We start from the raw sequence: 20244 nt of genomic DNA, 5'->3' as shown, positions 1-20244 counted from the left end.
ACTGTTGCCCGTGATGTCCGGTGTATTTGCGCGGCTGGTGGGCCAAGAGTCGGTGGAAGCGGAGCTGGTCGCCGCTGCGCAAGCGGCCCGCGGTGATTCGGCTCACAGCGCCACTCTTGAAGGCGCGATGACACACGCCTGGCTGATCACTGGTCCACCTGGTTCTGGTCGCTCGGTCGCGGCGTTGTGTTTCGCGGCGGCGTTGCAGTGCACCGCTGCGGAGTTGCCCGGCTGCGGGCAGTGTCGTGCGTGCACGACGACGATGGCAGGGACCCACGCCGACGTGCGCCGGGTCATCCCCGAAGGGTTGTCCATCGGTGTGGACGACATGCGGGCCATCGTGCAGGTTGCCTCGCGGCGGCCCAGCACCGGGCGCTGGCAGATCGTGTTGATCGAGGACGCCGACCGGCTCACCGAAGGCGCGGCCAACGCCCTGCTCAAAGTTGTCGAGGAGCCACCGCCGTCGACGGTGTTCGTGTTGTGCGCACCCTCGGTGGACCCCGAGGACATCGCGGTCACGCTGCGGTCGCGATGCCGGCATATTGCGCTGGTGACTCCATCGGCGGCTGCGATCGCCCAGGTGCTGGTCGACAGCGACGGGCTGGCGGCCGACACGGCGGGCTGGGCGGCGTCGGTCAGCGGCGGACACGTCGGCCGGGCACGGCGGTTGGCCATCGACCCCGACGCGCGTGAGCGCCGGCAGCGGGCGCTGAGTTTGGCCCGCGACGCGGCCACGCCGTCGCGGGCTTACGCCGCCGCGGAGGAACTGGTGGCCGCGGCCGAGGCCGAAGCAAAGGTGCTGACCGCCGAACGTGACGAGGCTGAAGCTGAAGAACTTCGAACCGCACTGGGCGCCGGCGGCACCGGCAAAGGGACCGCTGGTGCGCTGCGTGGAGCGACTGGCGCGATCAAAGAGCTTGAGCGACGGCAGAAGTCGCGGCAGACGCGGGCGTCGCGGGATGCGCTGGACCGGGCGCTGATCGACCTGGCGACCTACTTCCGCGATGCGCTGTTGGTGGCCGCCGGGGCCGGCGAGGTGCGGGCGAACCATCCGGACATGGCCGAGCGGGTAAGCGCGATGGCCGCGCACGCGCCGTCCGAGCAGCTGCTGCGCTGCATCGAAGCGGTGCTGGAGTGTCGCGAAGCGCTCGCGATCAACGTCAAGCCCAAATTCGCCGTCGACGCCATGGTCGCGACCATCGGTCAGGCCCTGCGCTGACTTGGGCAGGCCAGCCGGCCTGCCGTAGACTCGTGCCGCCCGGCAGGGTACGCCACCTTAGCTCAGTCGGCAGAGCGGCTCACTCGTAATGAGCAGGTCAGGAGTTCGATTCTCCTAGGTGGCTCCGCATTTTCGCCGAACGTGCGTGTCCCCGGTCGACACGCCGCAGTAATCCTCGGGGCTGCGCACGCTCGCGAGCCAAAGGGTTACCGCGGCACCACATAGCCGACCGGCCCGGCCGCGATGCACACCGCCAGTGCTGCGGTGTCGGCTCGCACAGCGATCGCATTGCCGGCGCCGGGCAGCCGTACGTAGACGCGGTTGAGCCCGGGACGGACCGGAACCTTGACGTGCGGCCCCTCCGAGAGCGACATCGTCATCGAGCCGTCGCTGTTGGCCAGGTAGTTGATCTCGGCGGTCCAGTCCGCCGGCAACAGCGGGCCGTCGAGCGGAAGCGTCACCGGGTGGTCGGGCTGCACGAAGTACCCGCACTGCGGCGCCGGGCCCGGCGCGATCGTGCGGATCCAGGCCACCCGCGCGTCGACCATTCGCCCGGAGCTATCCAATGCTCGCAGTTGTGTTGTGGCCGTGGCGAATTCCGGTCGATCCGACAGCAGCGCGAACATGTGGCTGGCCAGGTTCTCCGGCCAGGCCACCCGTTGCAGCACCAGCGGGTCGACTTCCTGGTCCAGTAGCGGCGCAGCCGAGGACGCATGAGCGGAGGCCAAACCCCGACGCGCGTTCTGCAGGTAGGGCTGCGCGGGGTTGTCCCGCCACGAGGTCATAAACGTCGCGGTCGAATACCAGCTGCTGGCAACGAACAGCACGGCCAACCCCGTCGTCACCAGGGTGCGGGGCGTCGACGCGTCCAGCCACCGCGATGACGTGCGGTTCGGCGCGCAGAACCCGACCGCGGCCAGCAGCGCCAGCACGACGACCAGGTCGGGGAAATACCGCAAGGTCTGGGCCAATTCCAGCGCGGTGAACCGCGACGAGCGCATGAGATAGATCGGCACCTGGCAGGCCACGACGTATGCGGCCGCGGTCAGCCACACCGGTGCAATGTGGCGTTTGCGGATCAGCGTGATCGCCAGCACCGCGGCCAGCACCAGCCAGCCGAGTATTCGCACAGTCGGCGGCGGAACGGCCCACGGCGAGGCCGGCGCCCAGCGGTCCCAGGCCCACGGCCCGCCGGCCAGCCCGGGCACGATGCCGTGCGACACCGAGCGACGCAGCAAGTCCCACGTCATCGCCAGGTCGGTGCTCCACCGCTGCTGGTCCACCACGATCAGGTAGACCACGATCCAGGCGGCGGTCAGCGCCAACGACGCGGTCCACAACCGAACGCCGGCGCGCCACACCGTGCTCAGCGCGCCTCGATCACCCTGCACGTAGCACAGCAGCGCGGTGACCGCGAACGCGACGAACGGGATCACCGCGGCCTTCTCGAAAAACAGCAGGCCGCCGAGGTAAACCAGCGCACCGGTCACCGCGTAGCGCTGGTTGCCGGTGCGCACCAGCAAGATCGCGTCGCCGCACACCCAGGCCAGCGCCGCCAGCATCGGCAGCGAATTCAGCGCCGCGGCCCACCAGGCGAAACCAGGCAGGCCCAGCGGTGTGAACAGCGCGAACGTCAGCGGGATCAGCAGCACCGGCCGCCACCCCAGAATCACGTGCAGCGCCCGCAACAACGCCAGCGAGGCCAGCAGTTGCAACACCACCAGGCTGATCGCGGGCCCGGCCCAGTTCAGCGGCGCCAGCCGGGTGACGGCGCCGGCAACCAAATACGCGGCGGGCATGACGTGGCCGTCGTGGTCGTCGAACAGGTAGCCCGCCGACAGCAGGTTGTGGGTGCCGGCCCGGCCGACCAGGATCAGGTCGTCCCAATAGAAGTAGCCCCGAAACGCCACTACACCCCGTATCACCAGTTGCACCGCGACCAGCGCGACGGCGACCGCGGCGACCCGGGAAGCCCGTCGGTATGGTGGGCCGGTGCACGCACTGGTCACCGGGGCAGCCGGTTTCATCGGGTCGACGCTAGTCGACCGTTTGATCGCCGATCAGCACACAGTGGTGGGCCTGGACAACTTCGCCAGCGGTCGCGCGACCAACCTCGAGCATCTGGCCGATACGTCCGAGTTCGTCTTCGTCGAGGCGGATATCGTCACCGCGGACCTGCACGCGATTCTCGAGGAGCACCGGCCGGAGGTGGTGTTTCACCTGGCCGCTCAGATCGACGTGCGGCACTCGGTGGCCGACCCGCAGTTCGACACCGAAGTCAATGTCGTCGGCACGGTCCGGCTGGCCGAGGCGGCACGCTGTGCGGGGGTGCGCAAGGTTGTGCATACCTCGTCGGGCGGCTCCATTTACGGCATTCCGCCGACGTATCCGACCGCTGAGACGGTACCGACCGATCCGGCGTCACCGTATGCCGCGGGCAAGGTGGCCGGAGAGATCTACCTCAATACGTTCCGGCATCTCTACGGCCTGGAGTGCTCGCATATCGCACCGGCCAATGTCTATGGCCCGCGCCAGGATCCGCACGGCGAGGCTGGTGTGGTGGCGATCTTCGCGCAGGCGCTGCTGGCCGGTAAGCCCACCAAGGTATTCGGTGACGGCAGCAACACCCGTGACTACGTGTACGTCGACGATGTTGTGGAGGCGTTCGTCAGGGCCGCCGGCCTCGCAGGCGGTGGACAGCGGTTCAACATCGGCACCGGCGTGGAAACCTCCGACCGCCAACTACATTCAGCGGTGGCGGCCGCCGTCGGCGCACCCGACGATCCAGAGTTTCATCCACCTCGGCTGGGTGACCTCAAGCGGTCGTGTCTCGATATCGGTTTGGCGAAGCGCGTTTTCGACTGGCACCCGCAGGTTCAGTTGGACGACGGTGTGCGCCGCACCGTGGAGTACTTTCGGAGGCTGCACACCGGCTAGCGCTGGTCGGGTAGCTGTGCGCCCTCCAGCGCGATGGCGCGAGCCAGTCGGGTGTAGCGCAGTTCGAGGTCCTTGAACCGCAGGTATGCGCTCAACGTCGTGAAAACGAACGCGATGATCAACCCGTACAGCATCAGGTCGGCACCGCGGGCCACCCCCAGCCAGTGCGCCACCACCGTGGTGTCGTTGGGCCGCAAAATCGCGTAGCCGGCGGCGAAGACGAACAGTACGTAGCCCACCTTGACCCAGGCCCGCGACTGCGCGCTGCGCCGGGAGCGCAACAGATAGATCAGCAAGGCAATGATCGAAAAGATCAGCAGCAGCTGGATCCAGTTCACCGCGGCGTCCTTCCTCGCAGAAATCCGTCGAAGATGATGTTCACGCCGTTCAGCAGTGGCTGCCCCTTGGACTTGGAGTAGTCGGTGTAGAGCACCTCGACCGGCTCTTCGGTTACCCGCCAATGGTTTTCGCTGATCAACATGACGAACTCGGTGGCGTGACTCATTCCGCTCATCGTGATGTCCAAGCCGTCGGCAACGGTCTTGTTGAACACCCGAAGGCCGTTGTTGGTGTCGGTCAGGCCCAGACGCCGGCCGCGCGGGCTCAGCCACACGGCGGTGCGCAGCACGATGCGCTTGAGCAACGGTGGCCGGCTGACCCCTGGCCCGAACCGGGTTCCGATCACAATGTCGACGTCGCCGCGGCCCAGTCTCTCGACCATCGTCACGACGTCTTTGATGCGATGCTGACCGTCGCCGTCGAATGTCACGAAGACCTGCGCGCCGGCTTGGCCGCGGGCGTATTCGACACCGGTCTGGATGGCCGCGCCCTGGCCCAGGTTCACCGGGTGGCGTACCAGGTGAGCCCCGGCCCGCAACGCCTTTTCACCGGTGCCGTCGTGGCTGCCGTCGTCCACGCAGACGACGTGATCGAAGACCGAGCGGACATCGGCGACGACCTCGCCGATGACGGTGGCTTCGTTGAAGGCGGGAACGACGATCCACACATCGGGATAACCCATTTCGAGTCCACAAGTTACCCCAGATCAGCCGACGGGACGCGCTAGCGCGGCCAGATGCACCCCGATACCCACCAGCGGCCCGCACATCAGGCCCACAATGGTGCGGGTCTCCAGCGGCAGCGGCAACAGCAGCAACAACGTCGCCGCCAGCGTCGCGCCCACCCAACCCAGCGCATACGCCCGATGCAGCGCCGCCGCGACGGCGGCCGCACCGGTGAGCGTCAGCAGGGCGATCGCCACCGCCGCGGCTGTCAACCAGGCCAGGAGCGCGCTGCCGGCGTCGTAATCGGGTCCGAACGCCGCCCGCAGAATCCACGGGCCGACCAGACCCGCGGCCAGCACGCCGATTGCGCCGATTCCACCGATCAGCATCGCCGGCGCGATCAGTGCCCGCAGCCGCTGGGTGCGCTCATCGACGAAATGCGCGATCAGGTTGCCCTGCATCGCGTTGAGCGGCACCAGCAACGGCGCCCGGGTCAGCGTGACGGCCAAGATCACCACGCCACCCGCAGCACCCAGCTCAGTGGAGGTGGCCTTGAGTAACACGGGAAAACCCATCACCAGAATCGCGCTGGCGCCCGCCGCGGTGATCGAGTGGGCGGCACCGCGCAGAAATGTGGCAGCGCCCCCGCGGGTCAGCAGCCGGGCCGCGGCCCGCGTCGTCGGCGAGACAATCAGCATGATCAGCCACGCCACCGCGCCCGCGACCGTGGCCCACAAATACCCCACCAGACCCCAGCTGACCACGAAGGTCGCCACTGCGACCGCCACCCGAATCACCGCATCGGTCACCATCAGCGCCCCGTATTGGGTCCAGCGGTCAGCGCCGGCGAGCGTGCCCAGCAGCGTGGCATGCAGGCAGAACCCGGCCAGCCCGACACTGAGCAGCCCCACCGAAAGCCAGCGCGCGTCGACGAACACCTGTGAGCTCCACAGCGGTGAACTGCCGGCGATGGCCGCCGCCGCGACGGCCCCGACCAGCGCCGCCACCCGAAGTGGATGGGTGTCGGTGCCGCGCGGCATGGCGATGGGACCGGCATAGCGGGCGGAGCGCACCTCGCGGGTAGCTTCCTGTAGCAGACCATTGGCGGCCCCGCTGACCAGCCCGAACGCACCCCAGAACACGGCGAACACCGAGAAGCCCGCCGGAGCCAAGTCGCGGGCGGCCAGGTAGATCACCGCATAACCGCACAGGGCGGTCAGTGCAGTCGCGGCGCCGACCCGGGCGACGCTGCTGCGTGCGATCGGCCCGGTGGCCGCTGCGGTGCCGCCGACCTCGGTCACAACGACGACAGTCGTCGGGGGTGGACCTCCGGTGAGAGCACGGTTCGAAAATACCTACGGCCGATCACGCTCTGGCCATCAGTTCGCAACCCTGAGCTGACAGACTGAAGACAAAAGGAGTGTTCCTTTGCCGCGGTGTCACCATCACGTCGTTCGCCAACCGACGACCTGAGCCGCGGACCACTGCTGCTGACCGGAGTTCTCATTGCACGTCTCCGCGCTCGAATGGATCGTCACCCTCGGTGTGACGATGGCGGTGCTGTTGTTCGACGTCGTGGTGATCGCCCGCCGACCCCACGAACCAACGACGCGCGAATGCGCGATCGCGCTGTCGATCTATATCGGGCTGGCGGCAATCTTTGGGGCCTGGGTGTGGTGGGCTCACGGCGGAGAGCGCGGGCTGGAGTTTTTTGCCGGATGGCTGACCGAGTACAGCCTCTCCATCGACAATCTGTTCATTTTCATGGTCATCATGGCGAGCTTCAACGTGCCCAAGATGTACCAGCAAGAAGCCCTGTTTGTCGGCATCGTGATTGCGCTGCTCTTTCGTGGCGTCTTCATTGCGCTTGGCGCAGTTGCCATTCAGCAATTCTCATGGGTGTTCTATCTGTTCGGCGCATTCCTGGTGTACACCGGCTTCAAGCTGGCTCGCGGCCTCGACAATGACGGCGATGCGGACAATGCCGTTGTCCGTTTTGCCCGCAGTCACTTGCAGACCACCGACAGCTGGGATGGCCTCAAGCTCTATGTCAAAGACGGCTCGACGCGTTTGATGACCCCGATGTTTCTGGTAATCCTGGCGCTCGGTACCACCGACCTGATCTTCGCCGTCGACTCCATCCCCGCCATCTACGGGCTGACCCGCCAGCCCTATTTGGTGTTGGCCGCCAATATTTTTGCGTTGATGGGCCTGCGACAGTTGTACTTCCTGCTCGGTGGTCTGTTGGAACGGTTGGTCTATCTGTCGCGGGGACTTTCCGCCGTTTTGCTGTTCATCGGGGTGAAGCTGGTGTGGCATGCGTTGCGGAAAAACGAGGTGCCGTTCATCAACGGGGGTCAACATGTCAATCTGCCGGCGATCCCGGCCTTGGTCAGCCTGGCGGTCATCGTCTTCACGCTCGTCGTCACCGCAGTGGCCAGCCTCTACAAGACCCGCGTTGTCGGTGTAGCTAGCAATCCCAGCGGGTAGTAAACCTTCGGCGGTCGACTGCTACACCGATCTTGCTCAGCTCGCGGTCGAGCGGCTCGACCGACGCTCAGTACTGTTTGACGACGGCGCGCGGCGCGGTTCGCCACATCCGATCCCCGTTCGACTGTTGGCGCGGCGGCTCCAGCAGTAGCACGGCCCGGCCGTCGAGCAGCACTGGGCGTACCCAGTCACCCAACTCGATGACCTCACCCGACTCGGGTTGGCGATGCATGCCGTCGCGGGCGAGATCGATGGGAGCAAGCGATTGCACCGCTTCGATGGTGGCTTGGTGTGGTAACTCTTCGATTCCCGGCAAGGTGATGAACAACCCGTCGTTGCCGGACAGGTGCAGACCAACCGCCGCCAGCGCGCCGAGCACTCCGTCCCGGGTGCCGCCGTGGCCAGATAAGTGCACGCCGGTGGCGGCGGCGAGATCGCGAGCTTGGCTGGGGCGCAACACCTCTCGTTTGGCTCGTTGTCCGAATTCCACCAGCTGCGATGCCGTGTCAGTGAGCTCCCCAGGAATGGCCACTGCCAGCCCCGGGTCGGCGTCGGGTGGGCAGACCCGTTCCAGGAACCGTGCGGCGAGTTCGATGATTTCGGTTCGCACCGCGTCCGGATCGCCGTCGGGGCTGCGCCACGCCAGACAGGCGCTGGAATTGTGCGAGGTGTAGGGGATTCGGTCATCCAGAAGCAGCTGGTGCCGGGTGGCGCCCGCCGGAGTGCCGAGCCCCGCCGATGCCAGGTCGCGCAGCAGCGCCCGGGCCCGGCGACCTGTGCCCGGACTCCAGTCGTTGTCGGTGTCGTCGATGCCGACGAGTAGATCCACACCGGCCAGCGCGGCAGCGGTCGTCACGGGTTGACCACCAAGCTGGTGACGTCGCGAACCCACCGGGCGCGATCGAGCTGGGCGCCGGTGAGCTTCAGGGTGCCGCGTTTGGTGACGTTCAAGATGACTTCTCCGGTGAGCTCGGCGGCGGTCAGTGTCTGGGCCGGGTCGCGCCCTTCGACGCGCACCATGGTGACGTCGGCGGCGCGGGCCGCCTGCAGAATTGACCGCACGGCGGGGCCTGTCTGGGTCTGCGCGCCGCGTGACTGCGGCGTCGTGATCTCGACCTGCGGGAGGCCGTTCAACTGCGGCAGCGTGAAGCGGGCGAGAATTCGGCTTTGTTCTTGAACGACGAGCGCATCGTCGCTTGCGGATCTGCCGCATGCACCGAGCCCGGTACCTAAGACCACCGCCGTCAGGGCCGCCGCGGACAGCCGCGCGGTGAAGGACCGCATGTTCTCACCCTATGAGGCTCGATACGGCGTATTCAAGGACCGTAATCCAGGTAGTATCCGCACGTGCGGTTGTATGCGGGTGCCGGTTCGGCCTCTCGTGCGCTGATCGGTGTGGTAGGGCAATCCGCTCACAGCCTGGTACTGGCCCGGGAGGTCGCATTTCCTCTGCTTGCCGTCGCTCTGATCGTTGCCTACCGCGACGTCCGGGTTCCGCTCGGACTGCCCGGGCACCGCGGACTGGTCTGGCTGACCCTGCTGGTCATGGTCGCCTTGGTGACCAGCAGCCGTGAGACGGTCATCGCGGTCGGGGCGGCTTCGACGTTGGCGACGTCGGTCATGGATGCGCCGGGGGGCCCCTGGCATGGCGGACGGTATGTCGCCGCCGCGGTCCTGTTGTACGTCGTGGCCACTGTGCCCGCAGTGCGTCGACAGCGGTGGTTATTGGCGCTGAGCGCCGCCCCGATCCACCTGGTTGCGCTGGCGGGTTCGGTCTTCGCACTGCTTGGTCGCGGGCAAGTATTCGCCTTCGGCACTGTCGGGATGGCCGAGCGAGTGGCGTTTCATCTGATTTTCGGGCTGATAGCCGGGGTGCTGGCGTTAGCCATGGTGTTTGGCATGGAGATGGCGGGCGGGATCCGTCGGAAGGAGTAAGTGTCGTGACGTTGCGAGTTGTTCCCGAGGGGCTGGCCGCGACAAGTGCTGCGGTTGAGGCGATCACCGCACAGCTGGCGGCTGCGCACGCGGGCGCGGGTCCGGTGGTCTCGATGGTGGTACCGCCGGCAGCTGATCCGGTGTCGCTACAGGCCGCGGCGGTTTTCAGTGCGCAGGGCAGCCAACATACCGCGGCGGCGGCCAAAGGTGTCGAGGTGTTGGGTCGTGCCGGGACCGGCGTGGGCCTGGCCGGCACCAACTACACGGTCGGTGACGCCGCGGCGGCCTCGACGTATCTCGGTGCGGGCAGCTGAGGATGACCGCGCCGGTGTGGATGGCATTACCGCCCGAGGTGCATTCGACGCTGCTGAGTAGCGGTCCCGGGCCGGGGCCGCTACTCGCGGCAGCGGGCACCTGGACGGCGTTGAGCACCGAATATCAGGCCGCAGCAACGGAGTTGACGGCGGTACTGACCGGTGCGCAGGCGGTGTGGGAAGGTCCGACGGCCGAGCAGTACGTGGCCGCGCATATGCCGTATCTGGCGTGGTTGGGCTTGGCGAGCACGCTGAGCGCCGAGGCTGCCGCCCAGCACGAGACGGTTGCGGGCGCCTACACGGCGGCGTTGGCGGCGATGCCGACGCTGCCGGAACTGGCCGCCAACCATGCCATTCACGGGGTGTTGGTGGCGACGAATTTCTTTGGGATCAACACGATTCCGATTGCGCTCAACGAGGCCGACTATGCGCGCATGTGGACTCAGGCGGCCACCACGATGAGCACCTATCAGGCCACCACCCAAGCGGTCCAAGGCTCCAAGGGCGCGGGTAGCGGTGCCGGTGCTGGCGCGGGTAGCGGTGCGGGAGCGGGAAGTGGTGCTGGCGCCGGCGCGGGAAGCGGTGCTGGTGCCGGTAGTGGCGCCGGCGCTGGTGCGGGAAGCGGTTCTGGTGCTGGGGCCGGTAGCGGTGCGGGTGCCGGGAGCGGCGCAGGAGCCGGCGGCGGGGGAGGCGGTGGCGGCGGTGGCGGCGGCGGTGGTGGTGGCGGCGGCACCGGGTCGTTTCAACTGCCCACGCCTGGCGAGATTTGGCAGATGCTCTTCGGCCCGGACGGGGAGCAAATCCCCGGCCAGGGGCAGCCCAACTGGACCCCGATGCAGTATTTGCAGAACATCGGCAACTTTTTCAACGGCAACCTGAAAGCTATTCAGTACCTTCTGGATCCGACGAATTGGGCCAGACCGGATTTCATTAGCTACTTCATCGCGTGGCAGGTCTATCGGATCGTCAACTGGACACTGCGCACGTTGCGGTTCCTGATCCAGGAACTGCCGCTGTTGGTTTCGGTGGGTATGAGCATGGCGATCACTAACCTGGGCTCGGTGGGAAGTCTGGTCGGGCTCGGGGCTCTGGCCGGCCTGGCGCAGGCCCCGGTATCCGCTGCCGCGCCGCTGCCGCAACCGGCAGCGTTGGCTCTGCCCACGCCGGCGGCGGTGCCCATGACCGGGGCGCCGTCCGCAGCGGTTCCGACGAGCTCGGTGGCGCCGGCGACTCCGACGGCAACGGCGCCGGCCACGGCTACCGTCGCGGCGTCGCCCGCGGCTCCGCCCGTCCCACCCATCCCGGTGACGGGTGCGGAGGGTTTCGGTTACATGGTGGGTCTGGCCGGTCTCAAGCGTGAAGCCACGCTGTCCAGTCAGTCCAAGGCCAAGGAGCCGACAGCCCAGGGCGCCGCGGCTGTGGCAGCCGCTACGGCGGTCCGCGGGCAGCAGGAGCGGGCGCGCCGACGGCGCGGGTCGGTCATCGACCGCAAGCACCGCTACGAATACCTCGACGCCGACGACAGTGCCGCTGAGCCTGGCACACCGCTGACGGATCGGCCGGTGCCTTCCGATCGAAGTAGCGGACCACTCGGGTTCACTGGAACCCTGCCAAAGTCGGGCGCGCAGGCAGCGGGGCTGGCCACGTTGGCCGGTGACGAGTTCGGTGGTGGTCCCAGTGTGCCGATGCTGCCGGAAAGCTGGGGCGAGGACCTCGGAGGGGAGACACCCTGGAACAACTAAGCGATGTGTCGGTAATCGATAGTCGGAGAAAGGAAAGACGATGAGTTTGTTGGATGCCCATATTCCGCAGTTGGTGGCGTCGCAGTCGGCGTTTGCGGCGAAGGCGGGGTTGATGCGCTCCACGATTGGGCAGGCTGAGCAGGAGGCGCTCTCGGCGCAGGCGTTTCATGTCGGGGAGTCTTCGGCGGCGTTTCAGGCTTCCCATGCCCGGTTTGTGGAGGTGGCGGCCAAGGTGAATGCGTTGTTGGATATCGCGCAGGCCAATTTGGGTGATGCCGCGGGCACTTATGTGGCTGCTGATGCGGCTGCTGCCAGTGGTTATAGCGGGTTCTGAGGCGAAGGGGTAACGCAATGTCGCAGATTATGTACAACTACCCGGCGATGTTGGCGCATGCCGGGGATATGGCCTCCTATGCGGCGACCATGCAGGGGTTGGGTGCCGATATCTCCAGTGAGCAGGCCGCGTTGTCGGGTGCTTGGCAAGGTGATACCGGGATGACCTATCAGGCGTGGCAGGCGCAGTGGAATCAGGCGATGGAAGAGTTGGTGCGGGCCTATCACGCGATGGCGGGCACCCATGAGACCAACACCATGGCCATGCTGGCCCGCGACCAAGCCGAAGCCGCCAAATGGGGCGGCTGACAACGGCTTTCGTTGCCTGACTTCAACTGCCGGCGGCGATCGCCACTAGTGCCGGTGGCGACCCGCTGCCCCCGGCTTCGCCGCGCTTGCGATCGCCACTAGTGCCCGCTGGCCTTGAACCGCTCGATCGAGCGCTGCACCTCAGCTTCAGCCTCGTCGCGCCCAACCCAGTCGGCCGTCTTGACGAACTTGCCCGGCTCTAGCGCCTTGTACTGCGAGAAGAAGTGCTTGATGGCGTCTAACTCGAAGGCGGGGACGTCCTCGATGTCGTTGATTTGATCCCACCGATGGTCCTTCGCGGGGACACACAGCACTTTGTCGTCGCCGCCGGCTTCGTCGGTCATCCGGAACATCCCCACCGGCCGGGCTTCCACCAATACACCGGGAAACAGCGGCTCGGGTAGCAAGACCATCGCATCGAGCGGGTCGCCGTCCTCGCCGAGGGTGTCGTCGATGAAGCCGTAATCAGTCGGGTACGCCATCGAGGTGTAGAGGTAGCGGTCCAGCCGAATCCGACCCGTCTCGTGATCGACCTCGTATTTGTTTCGCTGGCCCTTCGGGATCTCGATAATCACGTCGAATTGCACCGGCTTGGCTCCTTCGTGGGGTCAACTGGTCGTCGGCTGACGTCGGAGTAACCCTAATGCAGCGCGCCCAGACCCGATCGGGCCCGGTCGGTCTGCGAGCGGTTGGGCAGAATGGGACCGGAAGAGTCAGGAGAGTCATGCGTCCCACACAGTGGCGGCGATCCACCCACCTGATCGTGGGGGCGGCCGTGTTGGCCGTAGTTGCCCTCGTGGTGGCGGCAGCCGCGTTGTTCACCGCGAGCGGTCGCGGCGCCAGTGGTGCCCGCATCCCGCCGCCGCCATCGGCGGTGACCGCGCAACCGGGTGTGGTGCCGGTGGCCGATACCGCCGCGATGCCCACCGCCGGGGGGCTGTCCGCTGCGCTGGCAGCGGCATTGGCCGACCCGAATCTGGGGCGGCTGGGCGGCCGGGTCACCGACGCGATCACCGCCAAGGAACTTTGGCAGCAGCAGGACAGTCTGCCGTTGCAACCGGCGTCGACCAACAAAACGCTTACCGCCGCGGCCGCGCTGCTCTCGCTGGACCGTGCGGCCCGGGTCACCACCCGGGTGGTCGCGGCCGGCCAGCCGGGGGTCGTGATACTGGTCGGCGGCGGCGATCCGACACTCTCGGCGGTGCCGCCCGGCCAGGAGACGTGGTATCACGGTGCGGCCCGCATCAGTGATCTGGCCGATCAGGTCCGCCGCAGCGGCGTGACACCGACAGCAGTGCAGGTCGACACCTCGATGTTCAGCGGCCCGAAAGTGGCACCGGGCTGGGATCCCGGCGACATCGAAGGCGGTGATGTCGCCCCGATCGAGTCGGTGATGCTCGACGCCGGACGCGTGCAACCGGCGACCACTGACTCGAGCCGGTCTCACAGCCCGGCGCTGGACGCGGGCCATGCGCTGGCCGTCGCGCTCGGGGTCGACCCGGCAAAGGTGACGATCGCCGCCCACCCGGCACCGGCCGGCGCACAGCAGCTGGCCGCCGTGCAGTCGGCGCCGCTGATCCCACGGCTGTACGAGATGATGAACGCCTCCGACAACGTGATGGCCGAATGCATCGGCCGCGAAGTCGCGGCAGCCCTGCACCGGCCACTCAGCTTCGCCGGCGCGGTGGATGCCGTGACCAATCGACTGAGAACCGCGCATATCGACATCGCCGGGGCGTCGTTGCAGGATTCCAGCGGGTTGTCGGTCGACGACCGGCTAACGGCCAAAGCCCTTGACGCCGTCGTACAGGCCGCTGCCGGCCCCGACCAACCCGGGCTGCGGCCGTTGCTGGATGTGTTGCCGATCGCCGGTGGCAGCGGCACGCTGGCCGACCGTTTCCTGGATCCCACCTTCAGACCCGGCCCGGCGGCCGGCTGGCTGCGCGCCAAAACGGGCTCACTGACCGCCACCAATGCCCTGGCCGGAGTGATCACCGACAGGAGCGGACGCGTGCTGACGTTCGCCCTGATCTCCAACGAGGCCGGCCCGACCGGTCGCATTGCGATCGACACCCTGGCCGCCGCCCTATGGTCATGTGGATGCGCGGCGTGACTACCTCACCGGAGCTGACTGTCGGGCGCGCCGTGGATTGGCAGTTCGCGGCCACCGTCGGCGAACGGCTTTCGCGCCCGGGCCCGCCCGCCACCGACTACACCCGTCGCCAGGTCATCGACGATCTGACCGGTGCTGCCAAGGCGGCCGAACCTCCGGTGCGAGACGTGACCGGTCTGCAGACCAGCGACGTAGTGCCCGAGGCCCGGATTGTGGACCGCCCTGCGTGGGTCCGGGCGGCGGCCGAGTCGATGCGGATCATGACGGGCGGAACCGACAAACCGCGAGGGTTCGTCACCGGCCGGGTCGCCGGCGCGCAGACCGGTGCCGTGTTGGCGTTCGCAGCATCCGCCATCCTCGGCCAGTTCGACCCATTCGTCGGTGACACCGGTTGCCTACTGTTGGTGTATCCCAACGTGCTCGCGGTCGAGCGCCAATTGCGCGTGGAACCGGCCGATTTCCGGCTGTGGGTATGCCTGCACGAAGTCACCCATCGAGTGCAGTTCACTGCCAACCCCTGGCTATCGGGCTACATGGCCCAGGCGCTTGGCGTGCTCACCCAAGAAAGCAGCGACGACGTCGGCCAAATTGTGGCACGGCTCGCCGACCTCGTTCGCGGCCGCGGCGAATCGTCGGACGGCGGTTCTGATGCCCACGCTTCGGGTGTGCTGGGACTGATGCGGGCGGTGCAGTCTGAGCCGCAGCGCCAGGCCTTGGATCAACTGTTGATGCTCGTCACTGTGCTGGAGGGCCACGCCGATCACGTGATGGACGCGGTCGGACCGGTGGTGGTGCCGTCCGTGGCGACGATCCGGAGCCGGTTCGACGACCGCCGACACCGCAAACAGCCCCCGCTGCAACGGCTTTTGCGTGCGTTGCTCGGCATCGACGCCAAGATCAGTCAGTACACCCGGGGCAAGGCCTTTGTCGATCATGTGGTGGGCCGGGTGGGGATGGAGCGGTTCAACACGATCTGGACCGGCCCCGAGACGATGCCGCTGCCGACCGAGATCGAAGACCCTGGGCGATGGATCGATCGGGTGCTGTAGGCGAGCTGTACGCGGCAGTCGCGGCGTTAGCCAAGACCTACCTCGCAGATACCGAGCGCTGGTGTGTGGCGCTTTCCGGTGGCCCGGATTCCTTGGCGCTCACCGCTGTTGCCGCTGACGTGCTACCGACCACCGCGCTCATCGTCGACCACGGCCTGCAGACCGGTTCCGCTGAAGTGGCCGCCGCTGCCCGCGCTCAAGCGCTCGAGGCGGGATGCGTTGAGGCCAAGGTGCTTTCCGTACAGGTGACGGGCGACGGTGGGCCGGAAGCGGCAGCGCGCAGCGCACGCTACCTTGCGCTGGATGCCGCCCGCGGTGATTGTGCGGTGCTGCTGGGCCACACCCTCGACGATCAAGCCGAAACCGTGCTGCTGGGGTTGGGTCGCGGTTCGGGTGCTCGTTCGATCGCTGGAATGCGGGCGCACGACCCGCCCTGGTGTCGGCCCCTACTGGGGGTGCGGCGGCGCCTGACACACGCCGCGTGCGGTCAACTAGGGCTGTCGGCGTGGCAGGACCCGCACAATTCCGACCGTCGATTCACCCGGACACGTCTGCGGCACGAGGTGCTGCCGCTGCTGGAGGAGGTGCTTGGCGGGGGTGTGGCCGAAGCGCTGGCACGCACTGCGACGGCGTTGCGTGAGGACACCGAGCTGATCGACGCGTTGATCGTGCAGGCGCTGGCCACGTCGACGGAAGGCGAGGGTCTGGACGCGAAGGCGTTGACGGCGTTGCCCGACCCGATTCGCCGCGGAGTCATTCGCAGCTGGCTACTGGCCGGCGGAGCAATCGGATTGACCGACAAGCAGATCCGCGGGGTGGACACACTGGTCACTGCCTGGCGAGGCCAGGGCGGGGTGGCGGTCGGTTCGACGCTACGCGGTCAACGGCTGGTCGCCGGCCGCCGCGGTGGAGTGCTGAGCCTGCAACAGGAGCCGGTTTAGCGGGTCGCAGCCGGGCTCCCGTTAGGCTGTGGTGGTGGTGACAGGCGACTCGGCCGAGCTGTACCCGGGCGACATCAAGTCGGTGTTGCTCACCGGGGAACAGATCCAGACCCGCACCGCCGAGCTCGGGGCGCAGATCGGCGACGACTACCGCGACGTGGCCGGCGGCGAGCGCCAGGACCTGCTACTGATCACGGTGCTCAAGGGTGCCGTCATGTTCGTCACCGACCTGGCGCGTGCGATTCCACTGCCGACCCAGTTCGAATTCATGGCGGTCAGCTCTTACGGGTCGTCGACGTCGTCGTCGGGAGTGGTGCGCATCCTCAAGGATCTCGACCGTGACATCAACGATCGTGACGTGCTGATCGTCGAGGACGTCGTCGACTCCGGCCTGACGTTGTCGTGGCTGCGGCGCAACCTGGCCACCCGGCGGCCACGGTCGCTGCGGGTATGCACGCTGCTGCGCAAGCCAGACGCCGTGCGCGCAAACGTCGAAATCGCATACGTGGGCTTCGACATTCCCAACGAGTTTGTCGTGGGATACGGACTGGACTACGACGAGCGGTACCGTGACCTGTCCTACATCGGCACACTCGATCCGCGGATCTACCAGGACTAGCCCAGCTCCCAGACTGCGGTCACCGAGAAGCTGACCGTCTGCCGGCCGGGCTGCAGTGGTACTTCGGCCGCCATCGGCGCTCGTGGCATCGGCGTCGGCGTGGGCGGCGCACCTGATGCCTCCGAGATCGAGATCACCTTGCCCAGGCTGAGTCCGGAGAGCTGCGCGTATTGGCCGGCGCGGTCCTTGGCGTCCTGGAATGCCCGCGCCCGTGCGTCCTTGACGAGCTGTGAGTCGTCCTCGATGGAGTAGCTCACCGAGTTGATCCGGGTCGCGTCGCCGCCGGTGTCGACGATGACGGCCAGCACGTGCGATGCCGTGTCCAGCTTGCGGATCTTGACCCGGATCGAGTTGCCGGCGCGGTAGCCGGTGATGTTGTCGGTGCTGCCGCCGTACTGCGGCTGCACGCTGACGTTGGTGGTGCTGATGTCCTTGGCGTCGACCCCCGCGTCGGTGACTGCATTGATGACTGCCTGTTGACGGTCGTTGGTCTGGTCCATCGCCGCGGTGACGTCCGGCGCGATGAACTCGATGCCGACATCGGCAGTGAGCGTGTCCGGGACCCCTTGGATGTGGCCGGCGCCAATGACCGTCACCTGACGCGGATTGTCCCCGACCGGGCCGGGGCTGCGATCGCATGCCGACAGCGCGACCGCGACGAGCCCCAATGCGAATACGAGACGCAGCATGACTGGCACCCTATGCGAGGATTGCCACACATGACCGTCACCCCGGCGAGAGCGCTCGCCATCGCGATCGAACCCTTCTCGGGTCAGGTGTATTTCTCCCCGGAATGCCACGGCAACTATGAGGCACTCGGGTTCGGGCCCAGTCCGGCGAAGACAGGCGAGGTCGCGATGCCCGACGGCCCGGCCTACTTGTGCAGTCGCGGCTCGGTGCTGGGACAGGTGCCCGGTGAGGTGATCGCTGCAGCCTTCGCGGTTTTCAATCCAGCGGTCGTGGTGCCGGCGGTCGCTCACGGGTGGACACTGACGGACGCCCCAACGATCTGCACGGCACGAACCGACGGCGCGATACGCCAGCTGCACCGTGTGCTCGGCGCCCACCCGGACGGCCTCGACCGTGCGTTGGAGCTACTCCGACGGGCCACCGAACAGTTGCCATTGGCGGGCAAGCCGCTCTTTGCGGGTCTCGTCGCGCGGGGTCTGCCCGGTGAAGCGCTCGGTGATGCCTGGCGCCTCGCCGACGAGCTGCGTGAGTTCCGCGGCGATGTCCACGTGAACGCTTGGACCACTGCCGGTTTCGATGCGGTAGAGATCGGCTTGATCACCGAGCTCTACTGGGGGTTGCCATTGCGCAGCTATATTCGAACGAGGGCTTGGACCGACGAAGACCTCGCTGCGGCCGAGGACCGGCTGCAATCACGCGGGCTGATCCGCGATGGCGCGCTCACCGACGCCGGGCGGACGGCCCGGGAGGGTATCGAGGTGGCCACCGACGACGGGTGCGCGCCGATCACCACTGCGTTGGGCGACGGCCTCGACGAGTTGGTCAACTTCGTCGGCGCGTGGTCACGACAGCTGCAAACGGCGGGCGGATACCCGCCTGCCGGGCCGCAAGACCTTGCTGCGCAGACAAACCGGTGATCAAGCGGCTCAGAACGGTGGGTCGTCGGGGAGGGGTCCCAGTTCAGGTTCATCGGGCGTCCAATCCGGCGGCAGCTCTTCGGGTTCGCGCGGATCGTTGACCCATGTACAGAACGGGCTGGTGCTCGGTTTGCCCTTGAAGAGAAACAACATGTCACGCATGTGGTTTCGGAACCTTCGCTGAGCGATCTCCTTCGCACGCGCTTCGTCGAGGCGGCGACGAGCCTCGTTGACGGGCCGCTGCTCGCGGTTATGCTTGCGCGCCTGCATGATTCGGGTGCTTCGTTGTTTTGCTCTGTTACGTCTACTCGGGGTTGGTGCCGCACACGCTGGCGCGCGAGGTTGGGGGAATAGATCAGCACCGGCCGGACTTGTCCGGTAGGTCTGTCCGGTGGGCGATGTCCAGATCACCGTGCCATCAGCCAGTTGTTTGTCCTGCCAGTTGCCGAATGTTTTCAGCCGATGATGTTGTCGGCAAAGGCATTTGAGGTTGGACGCCACCGTCAGTCCGCCCCCCGCCGGGTTGGCGTGGTTGAACGGAACGGTGTGGTCGATGTCGCAGTGCGTCGCCCGGCGATGGCAGCCGGGAAAGCGACAGGTGAGGTCCCGGCACCGGATGGCACGTTCGAGCGCGGCTGAGGGCTGGTATCGCAGCGCCTCGGCGGCACTGGCCTGGAGATCAGCCAGCCGCAGCGATGCGTCCGCGGCGAGCTCGCGCACTTGCTCGGCGTCGATGACGCCGTAGCCGTCCAGATAGCCGGGCTTGTCGCTTTCGCCGTTGACAGTCTCCTCGCCGGCCACCACATTGACGATCACCTGCACCCCGCCTGGATCGCGATCAATACAGACTCTGCTGGGGCATTCCGGTTGTCCGCAGCCACAGGCTAACTGGCGGCCTTCGGATAGCGCCGCCAGTGCGTCGGCGCGACGTTGATCCAACGTGCGCGGATCGTCCGGGCACACCTGCTTGGCCAACTGCGACAACCGCCGGTCAAACGCGGTGGCCGTCGTGGCGGCAACGGTGCCATAAATTTCGGCCATCCCGTTGTCCTGGGCGGTGATCCCGATATAGCGGTCATCTTCTGCTCTGGTGCGGCGCTCACGAGCGGCGTCGGGATCGGCACTTCGCACCGCGGCGTCGACGGCATTGACGATGCGCTGCTTCGACCAGCTGTGCCATTTACCGATGCGCTCGGCCAGCGACTCGTCCAGTTTCGTTATCACCCCTTCGTCGGTGATCAGGTCGGTGCGACTGATGATCAATCGCACTGTGCGCCAATCGGTGCGCCCTTCAGCAAGAAGAGCGGCCACTTTTGATAACCGGACGTCCAGCGCCTCGGCATACGACACGAGGTAGGACGCCCCCGCCGGCGACAGGTTCATCGCCGCCGCCACCTCTGCAGTCGTCTGTTCGAACCCGTCGATCACCGCATATCCGTGCGCCGACTCGGCCCGTTCGCTCGCGGCGACTCGACGTCGCAGCAGCGCCGCCACCGCCGCTAGGCGCCGCGCCACCAGTATCGACTCCAGCCGATACGACGACTCCACGGCGGCCACCAGCCGTGACGGATCCAGATCGGGCATTGCCGCGGGGTCACCGATACCTGCCGCTATCAGCGGGTCCGTAAGCGT

General features: G+C 67.0%; 22 protein-coding genes and 1 tRNA gene. 14 read left to right on the top strand and 9 right to left on the bottom strand.

From position 1 onward, the window contains the following. Window positions 1-13: 13 nt before the first annotated feature. On the top strand, window positions 14-1219 hold the full coding sequence (locus tag AC5Y5W_RS18625) for a DNA polymerase III subunit delta' (protein ID WP_500013362.1): 1206 nt from the start codon (window positions 14-16) through the stop codon (window positions 1217-1219). 51 nt (window positions 1220-1270) lie between these two features. Then, a tRNA-Thr gene (locus tag AC5Y5W_RS18620) sits at window positions 1271-1343 on the top strand. 82 nt (window positions 1344-1425) lie between these two features. Here AC5Y5W_RS18620 and AC5Y5W_RS18615 read toward each other — a convergent pair. Further along, complete coding sequence (locus tag AC5Y5W_RS18615) at window positions 1426-3246, bottom strand: hypothetical protein (protein WP_500013364.1); 1821 nt, start codon at window positions 3244-3246, stop codon at window positions 1426-1428. On the opposite strand from AC5Y5W_RS18615, the gene AC5Y5W_RS18610 reads away from it, so the two are divergent. Further along, window positions 3212-4156, top strand: a complete 945-nt coding sequence (locus AC5Y5W_RS18610) for an NAD-dependent epimerase/dehydratase family protein (protein ID WP_500013366.1) — start codon at window positions 3212-3214, stop codon at window positions 4154-4156. The genes AC5Y5W_RS18615 and AC5Y5W_RS18610 overlap by 35 nt on opposite strands. Here AC5Y5W_RS18610 and AC5Y5W_RS18605 read toward each other — a convergent pair. Genes AC5Y5W_RS18605 through AC5Y5W_RS18595 form a run of 3 tightly spaced genes read right to left on the bottom strand, consistent with a single transcriptional unit; the run spans window position 4153 to window position 6461 of the window. Then, window positions 4153-4494, bottom strand: coding sequence for a DUF2304 domain-containing protein (locus AC5Y5W_RS18605; RefSeq protein ID WP_500013368.1), 342 nt, complete (start codon window positions 4492-4494; stop codon window positions 4153-4155). The genes AC5Y5W_RS18610 and AC5Y5W_RS18605 overlap by 4 nt on opposite strands. Then, window positions 4491-5177, bottom strand: coding sequence for a polyprenyl-phospho-N-acetylgalactosaminyl synthase PpgS (gene ppgS, locus AC5Y5W_RS18600; protein WP_500013370.1), 687 nt, complete (start codon window positions 5175-5177; stop codon window positions 4491-4493). Before ppgS ends, AC5Y5W_RS18605 begins: the two co-directional genes overlap by 4 nt. A gap of 24 nt (window positions 5178-5201) precedes the next feature. Further along, on the bottom strand, window positions 5202-6461 hold the full coding sequence (locus AC5Y5W_RS18595; RefSeq protein ID WP_500013371.1) for a hypothetical protein: 1260 nt from the start codon (window positions 6459-6461) through the stop codon (window positions 5202-5204). A gap of 205 nt (window positions 6462-6666) precedes the next feature. On the opposite strand from AC5Y5W_RS18595, the gene AC5Y5W_RS18590 reads away from it, so the two are divergent. Beyond that, window positions 6667-7650, top strand: coding sequence for a TerC family protein (locus AC5Y5W_RS18590; protein WP_500013372.1), 984 nt, complete (start codon window positions 6667-6669; stop codon window positions 7648-7650). A 67-nt stretch (window positions 7651-7717) separates the two neighbouring features. Here AC5Y5W_RS18590 and AC5Y5W_RS18585 read toward each other — a convergent pair whose 3' ends face one another. Both AC5Y5W_RS18585 and AC5Y5W_RS18580 read right to left on the bottom strand, forming a co-directional pair. Beyond that, on the bottom strand, window positions 7718-8506 hold the full coding sequence (locus AC5Y5W_RS18585) for a hypothetical protein (RefSeq protein WP_500013373.1): 789 nt from the start codon (window positions 8504-8506) through the stop codon (window positions 7718-7720). Next, window positions 8503-8934, bottom strand: a complete 432-nt coding sequence (locus tag AC5Y5W_RS18580; protein WP_500013374.1) for a hypothetical protein — start codon at window positions 8932-8934, stop codon at window positions 8503-8505. The genes AC5Y5W_RS18585 and AC5Y5W_RS18580 overlap by 4 nt, the downstream gene beginning before the upstream one ends. A 63-nt stretch (window positions 8935-8997) precedes the next feature. On the opposite strand from AC5Y5W_RS18580, the gene AC5Y5W_RS18575 reads away from it, so the two are divergent. From AC5Y5W_RS18575 to AC5Y5W_RS18555, 5 genes are read left to right on the top strand one after another with little or no spacing between them, the layout of a single operon-like run. Beyond that, window positions 8998-9585, top strand: a complete 588-nt coding sequence (locus AC5Y5W_RS18575) for a hypothetical protein (RefSeq protein ID WP_499888903.1) — start codon at window positions 8998-9000, stop codon at window positions 9583-9585. A 5-nt stretch (window positions 9586-9590) separates the two neighbouring features. Next, on the top strand, window positions 9591-9899 hold the full coding sequence (locus tag AC5Y5W_RS18570; RefSeq protein WP_499888905.1) for a PE family protein: 309 nt from the start codon (window positions 9591-9593) through the stop codon (window positions 9897-9899). 2 nt (window positions 9900-9901) lie between these two features. Beyond that, complete coding sequence (locus AC5Y5W_RS18565) at window positions 9902-11641, top strand: PPE family protein (protein ID WP_500013376.1); 1740 nt, start codon at window positions 9902-9904, stop codon at window positions 11639-11641. 40 nt (window positions 11642-11681) lie between these two features. Beyond that, complete coding sequence (gene esxG, locus AC5Y5W_RS18560; RefSeq protein ID WP_499894829.1) at window positions 11682-11975, top strand: type VII secretion system protein EsxG; 294 nt, start codon at window positions 11682-11684, stop codon at window positions 11973-11975. A 17-nt stretch (window positions 11976-11992) separates the two neighbouring features. After that, the gene (locus AC5Y5W_RS18555; protein WP_499884703.1) at window positions 11993-12283 is read left to right on the top strand and encodes a WXG100 family type VII secretion target; all 291 of its coding nucleotides are present in this window, start codon (window positions 11993-11995) and stop codon (window positions 12281-12283) included. A 98-nt stretch (window positions 12284-12381) separates the two neighbouring features. Here AC5Y5W_RS18555 and AC5Y5W_RS18550 read toward each other — a convergent pair whose 3' ends face one another. After that, window positions 12382-12870, bottom strand: coding sequence for an inorganic diphosphatase (locus AC5Y5W_RS18550; RefSeq protein ID WP_500014047.1), 489 nt, complete (start codon window positions 12868-12870; stop codon window positions 12382-12384). Between the two features lie 137 nt (window positions 12871-13007). On the opposite strand from AC5Y5W_RS18550, the gene dacB reads away from it, so the two are divergent. From dacB to hpt, 4 genes are read left to right on the top strand one after another with little or no spacing between them, the layout of a single operon-like run. Further along, on the top strand, window positions 13008-14396 hold the full coding sequence (gene dacB / locus AC5Y5W_RS18545) for a D-alanyl-D-alanine carboxypeptidase/D-alanyl-D-alanine endopeptidase (RefSeq protein ID WP_500014049.1): 1389 nt from the start codon (window positions 13008-13010) through the stop codon (window positions 14394-14396). After that, window positions 14393-15445 (top strand): zinc-dependent metalloprotease, encoded by a 1053-nt coding sequence (locus tag AC5Y5W_RS18540; protein WP_500014057.1) that lies wholly within the window; start codon window positions 14393-14395, stop codon window positions 15443-15445. The genes dacB and AC5Y5W_RS18540 overlap by 4 nt, the downstream gene beginning before the upstream one ends. After that, complete coding sequence (gene tilS / locus AC5Y5W_RS18535; RefSeq protein ID WP_500014051.1) at window positions 15424-16386, top strand: tRNA lysidine(34) synthetase TilS; 963 nt, start codon at window positions 15424-15426, stop codon at window positions 16384-16386. The genes AC5Y5W_RS18540 and tilS overlap by 22 nt, the downstream gene beginning before the upstream one ends. A 28-nt stretch (window positions 16387-16414) precedes the next feature. Beyond that, window positions 16415-17005 carry a hypoxanthine phosphoribosyltransferase gene (hpt, locus tag AC5Y5W_RS18530; protein ID WP_500014053.1) on the top strand — a complete coding sequence of 197 codons (591 nt, stop codon included), beginning with the start codon at window positions 16415-16417 and terminating at the stop codon, window positions 17003-17005. On the opposite strand, the gene AC5Y5W_RS18525 is transcribed toward hpt, so the two are convergent. Next, window positions 17002-17694, bottom strand: a complete 693-nt coding sequence (locus AC5Y5W_RS18525) for an SIMPL domain-containing protein (protein WP_500014054.1) — start codon at window positions 17692-17694, stop codon at window positions 17002-17004. The genes hpt and AC5Y5W_RS18525 overlap by 4 nt on opposite strands. 30 nt (window positions 17695-17724) lie before the next feature. Between AC5Y5W_RS18525 and AC5Y5W_RS18520 the strand changes: the two genes are divergently transcribed. Further along, window positions 17725-18612, top strand: a complete 888-nt coding sequence (locus AC5Y5W_RS18520; RefSeq protein ID WP_500014055.1) for an SCO6745 family protein — start codon at window positions 17725-17727, stop codon at window positions 18610-18612. Between the two features lie 9 nt (window positions 18613-18621). Here AC5Y5W_RS18520 and AC5Y5W_RS18515 read toward each other — a convergent pair whose 3' ends face one another. After that, window positions 18622-20196, bottom strand: a complete 1575-nt coding sequence (locus AC5Y5W_RS18515; protein ID WP_500014059.1) for an HNH endonuclease signature motif containing protein — start codon at window positions 20194-20196, stop codon at window positions 18622-18624. Between the last annotated feature and the right edge of the window lie 48 nt (window positions 20197-20244).

This window comes from Mycobacterium sp. NGS51 (assembly GCF_059812525.1).
This window is presented reverse-complemented; position numbering and strand designations above follow the sequence as displayed.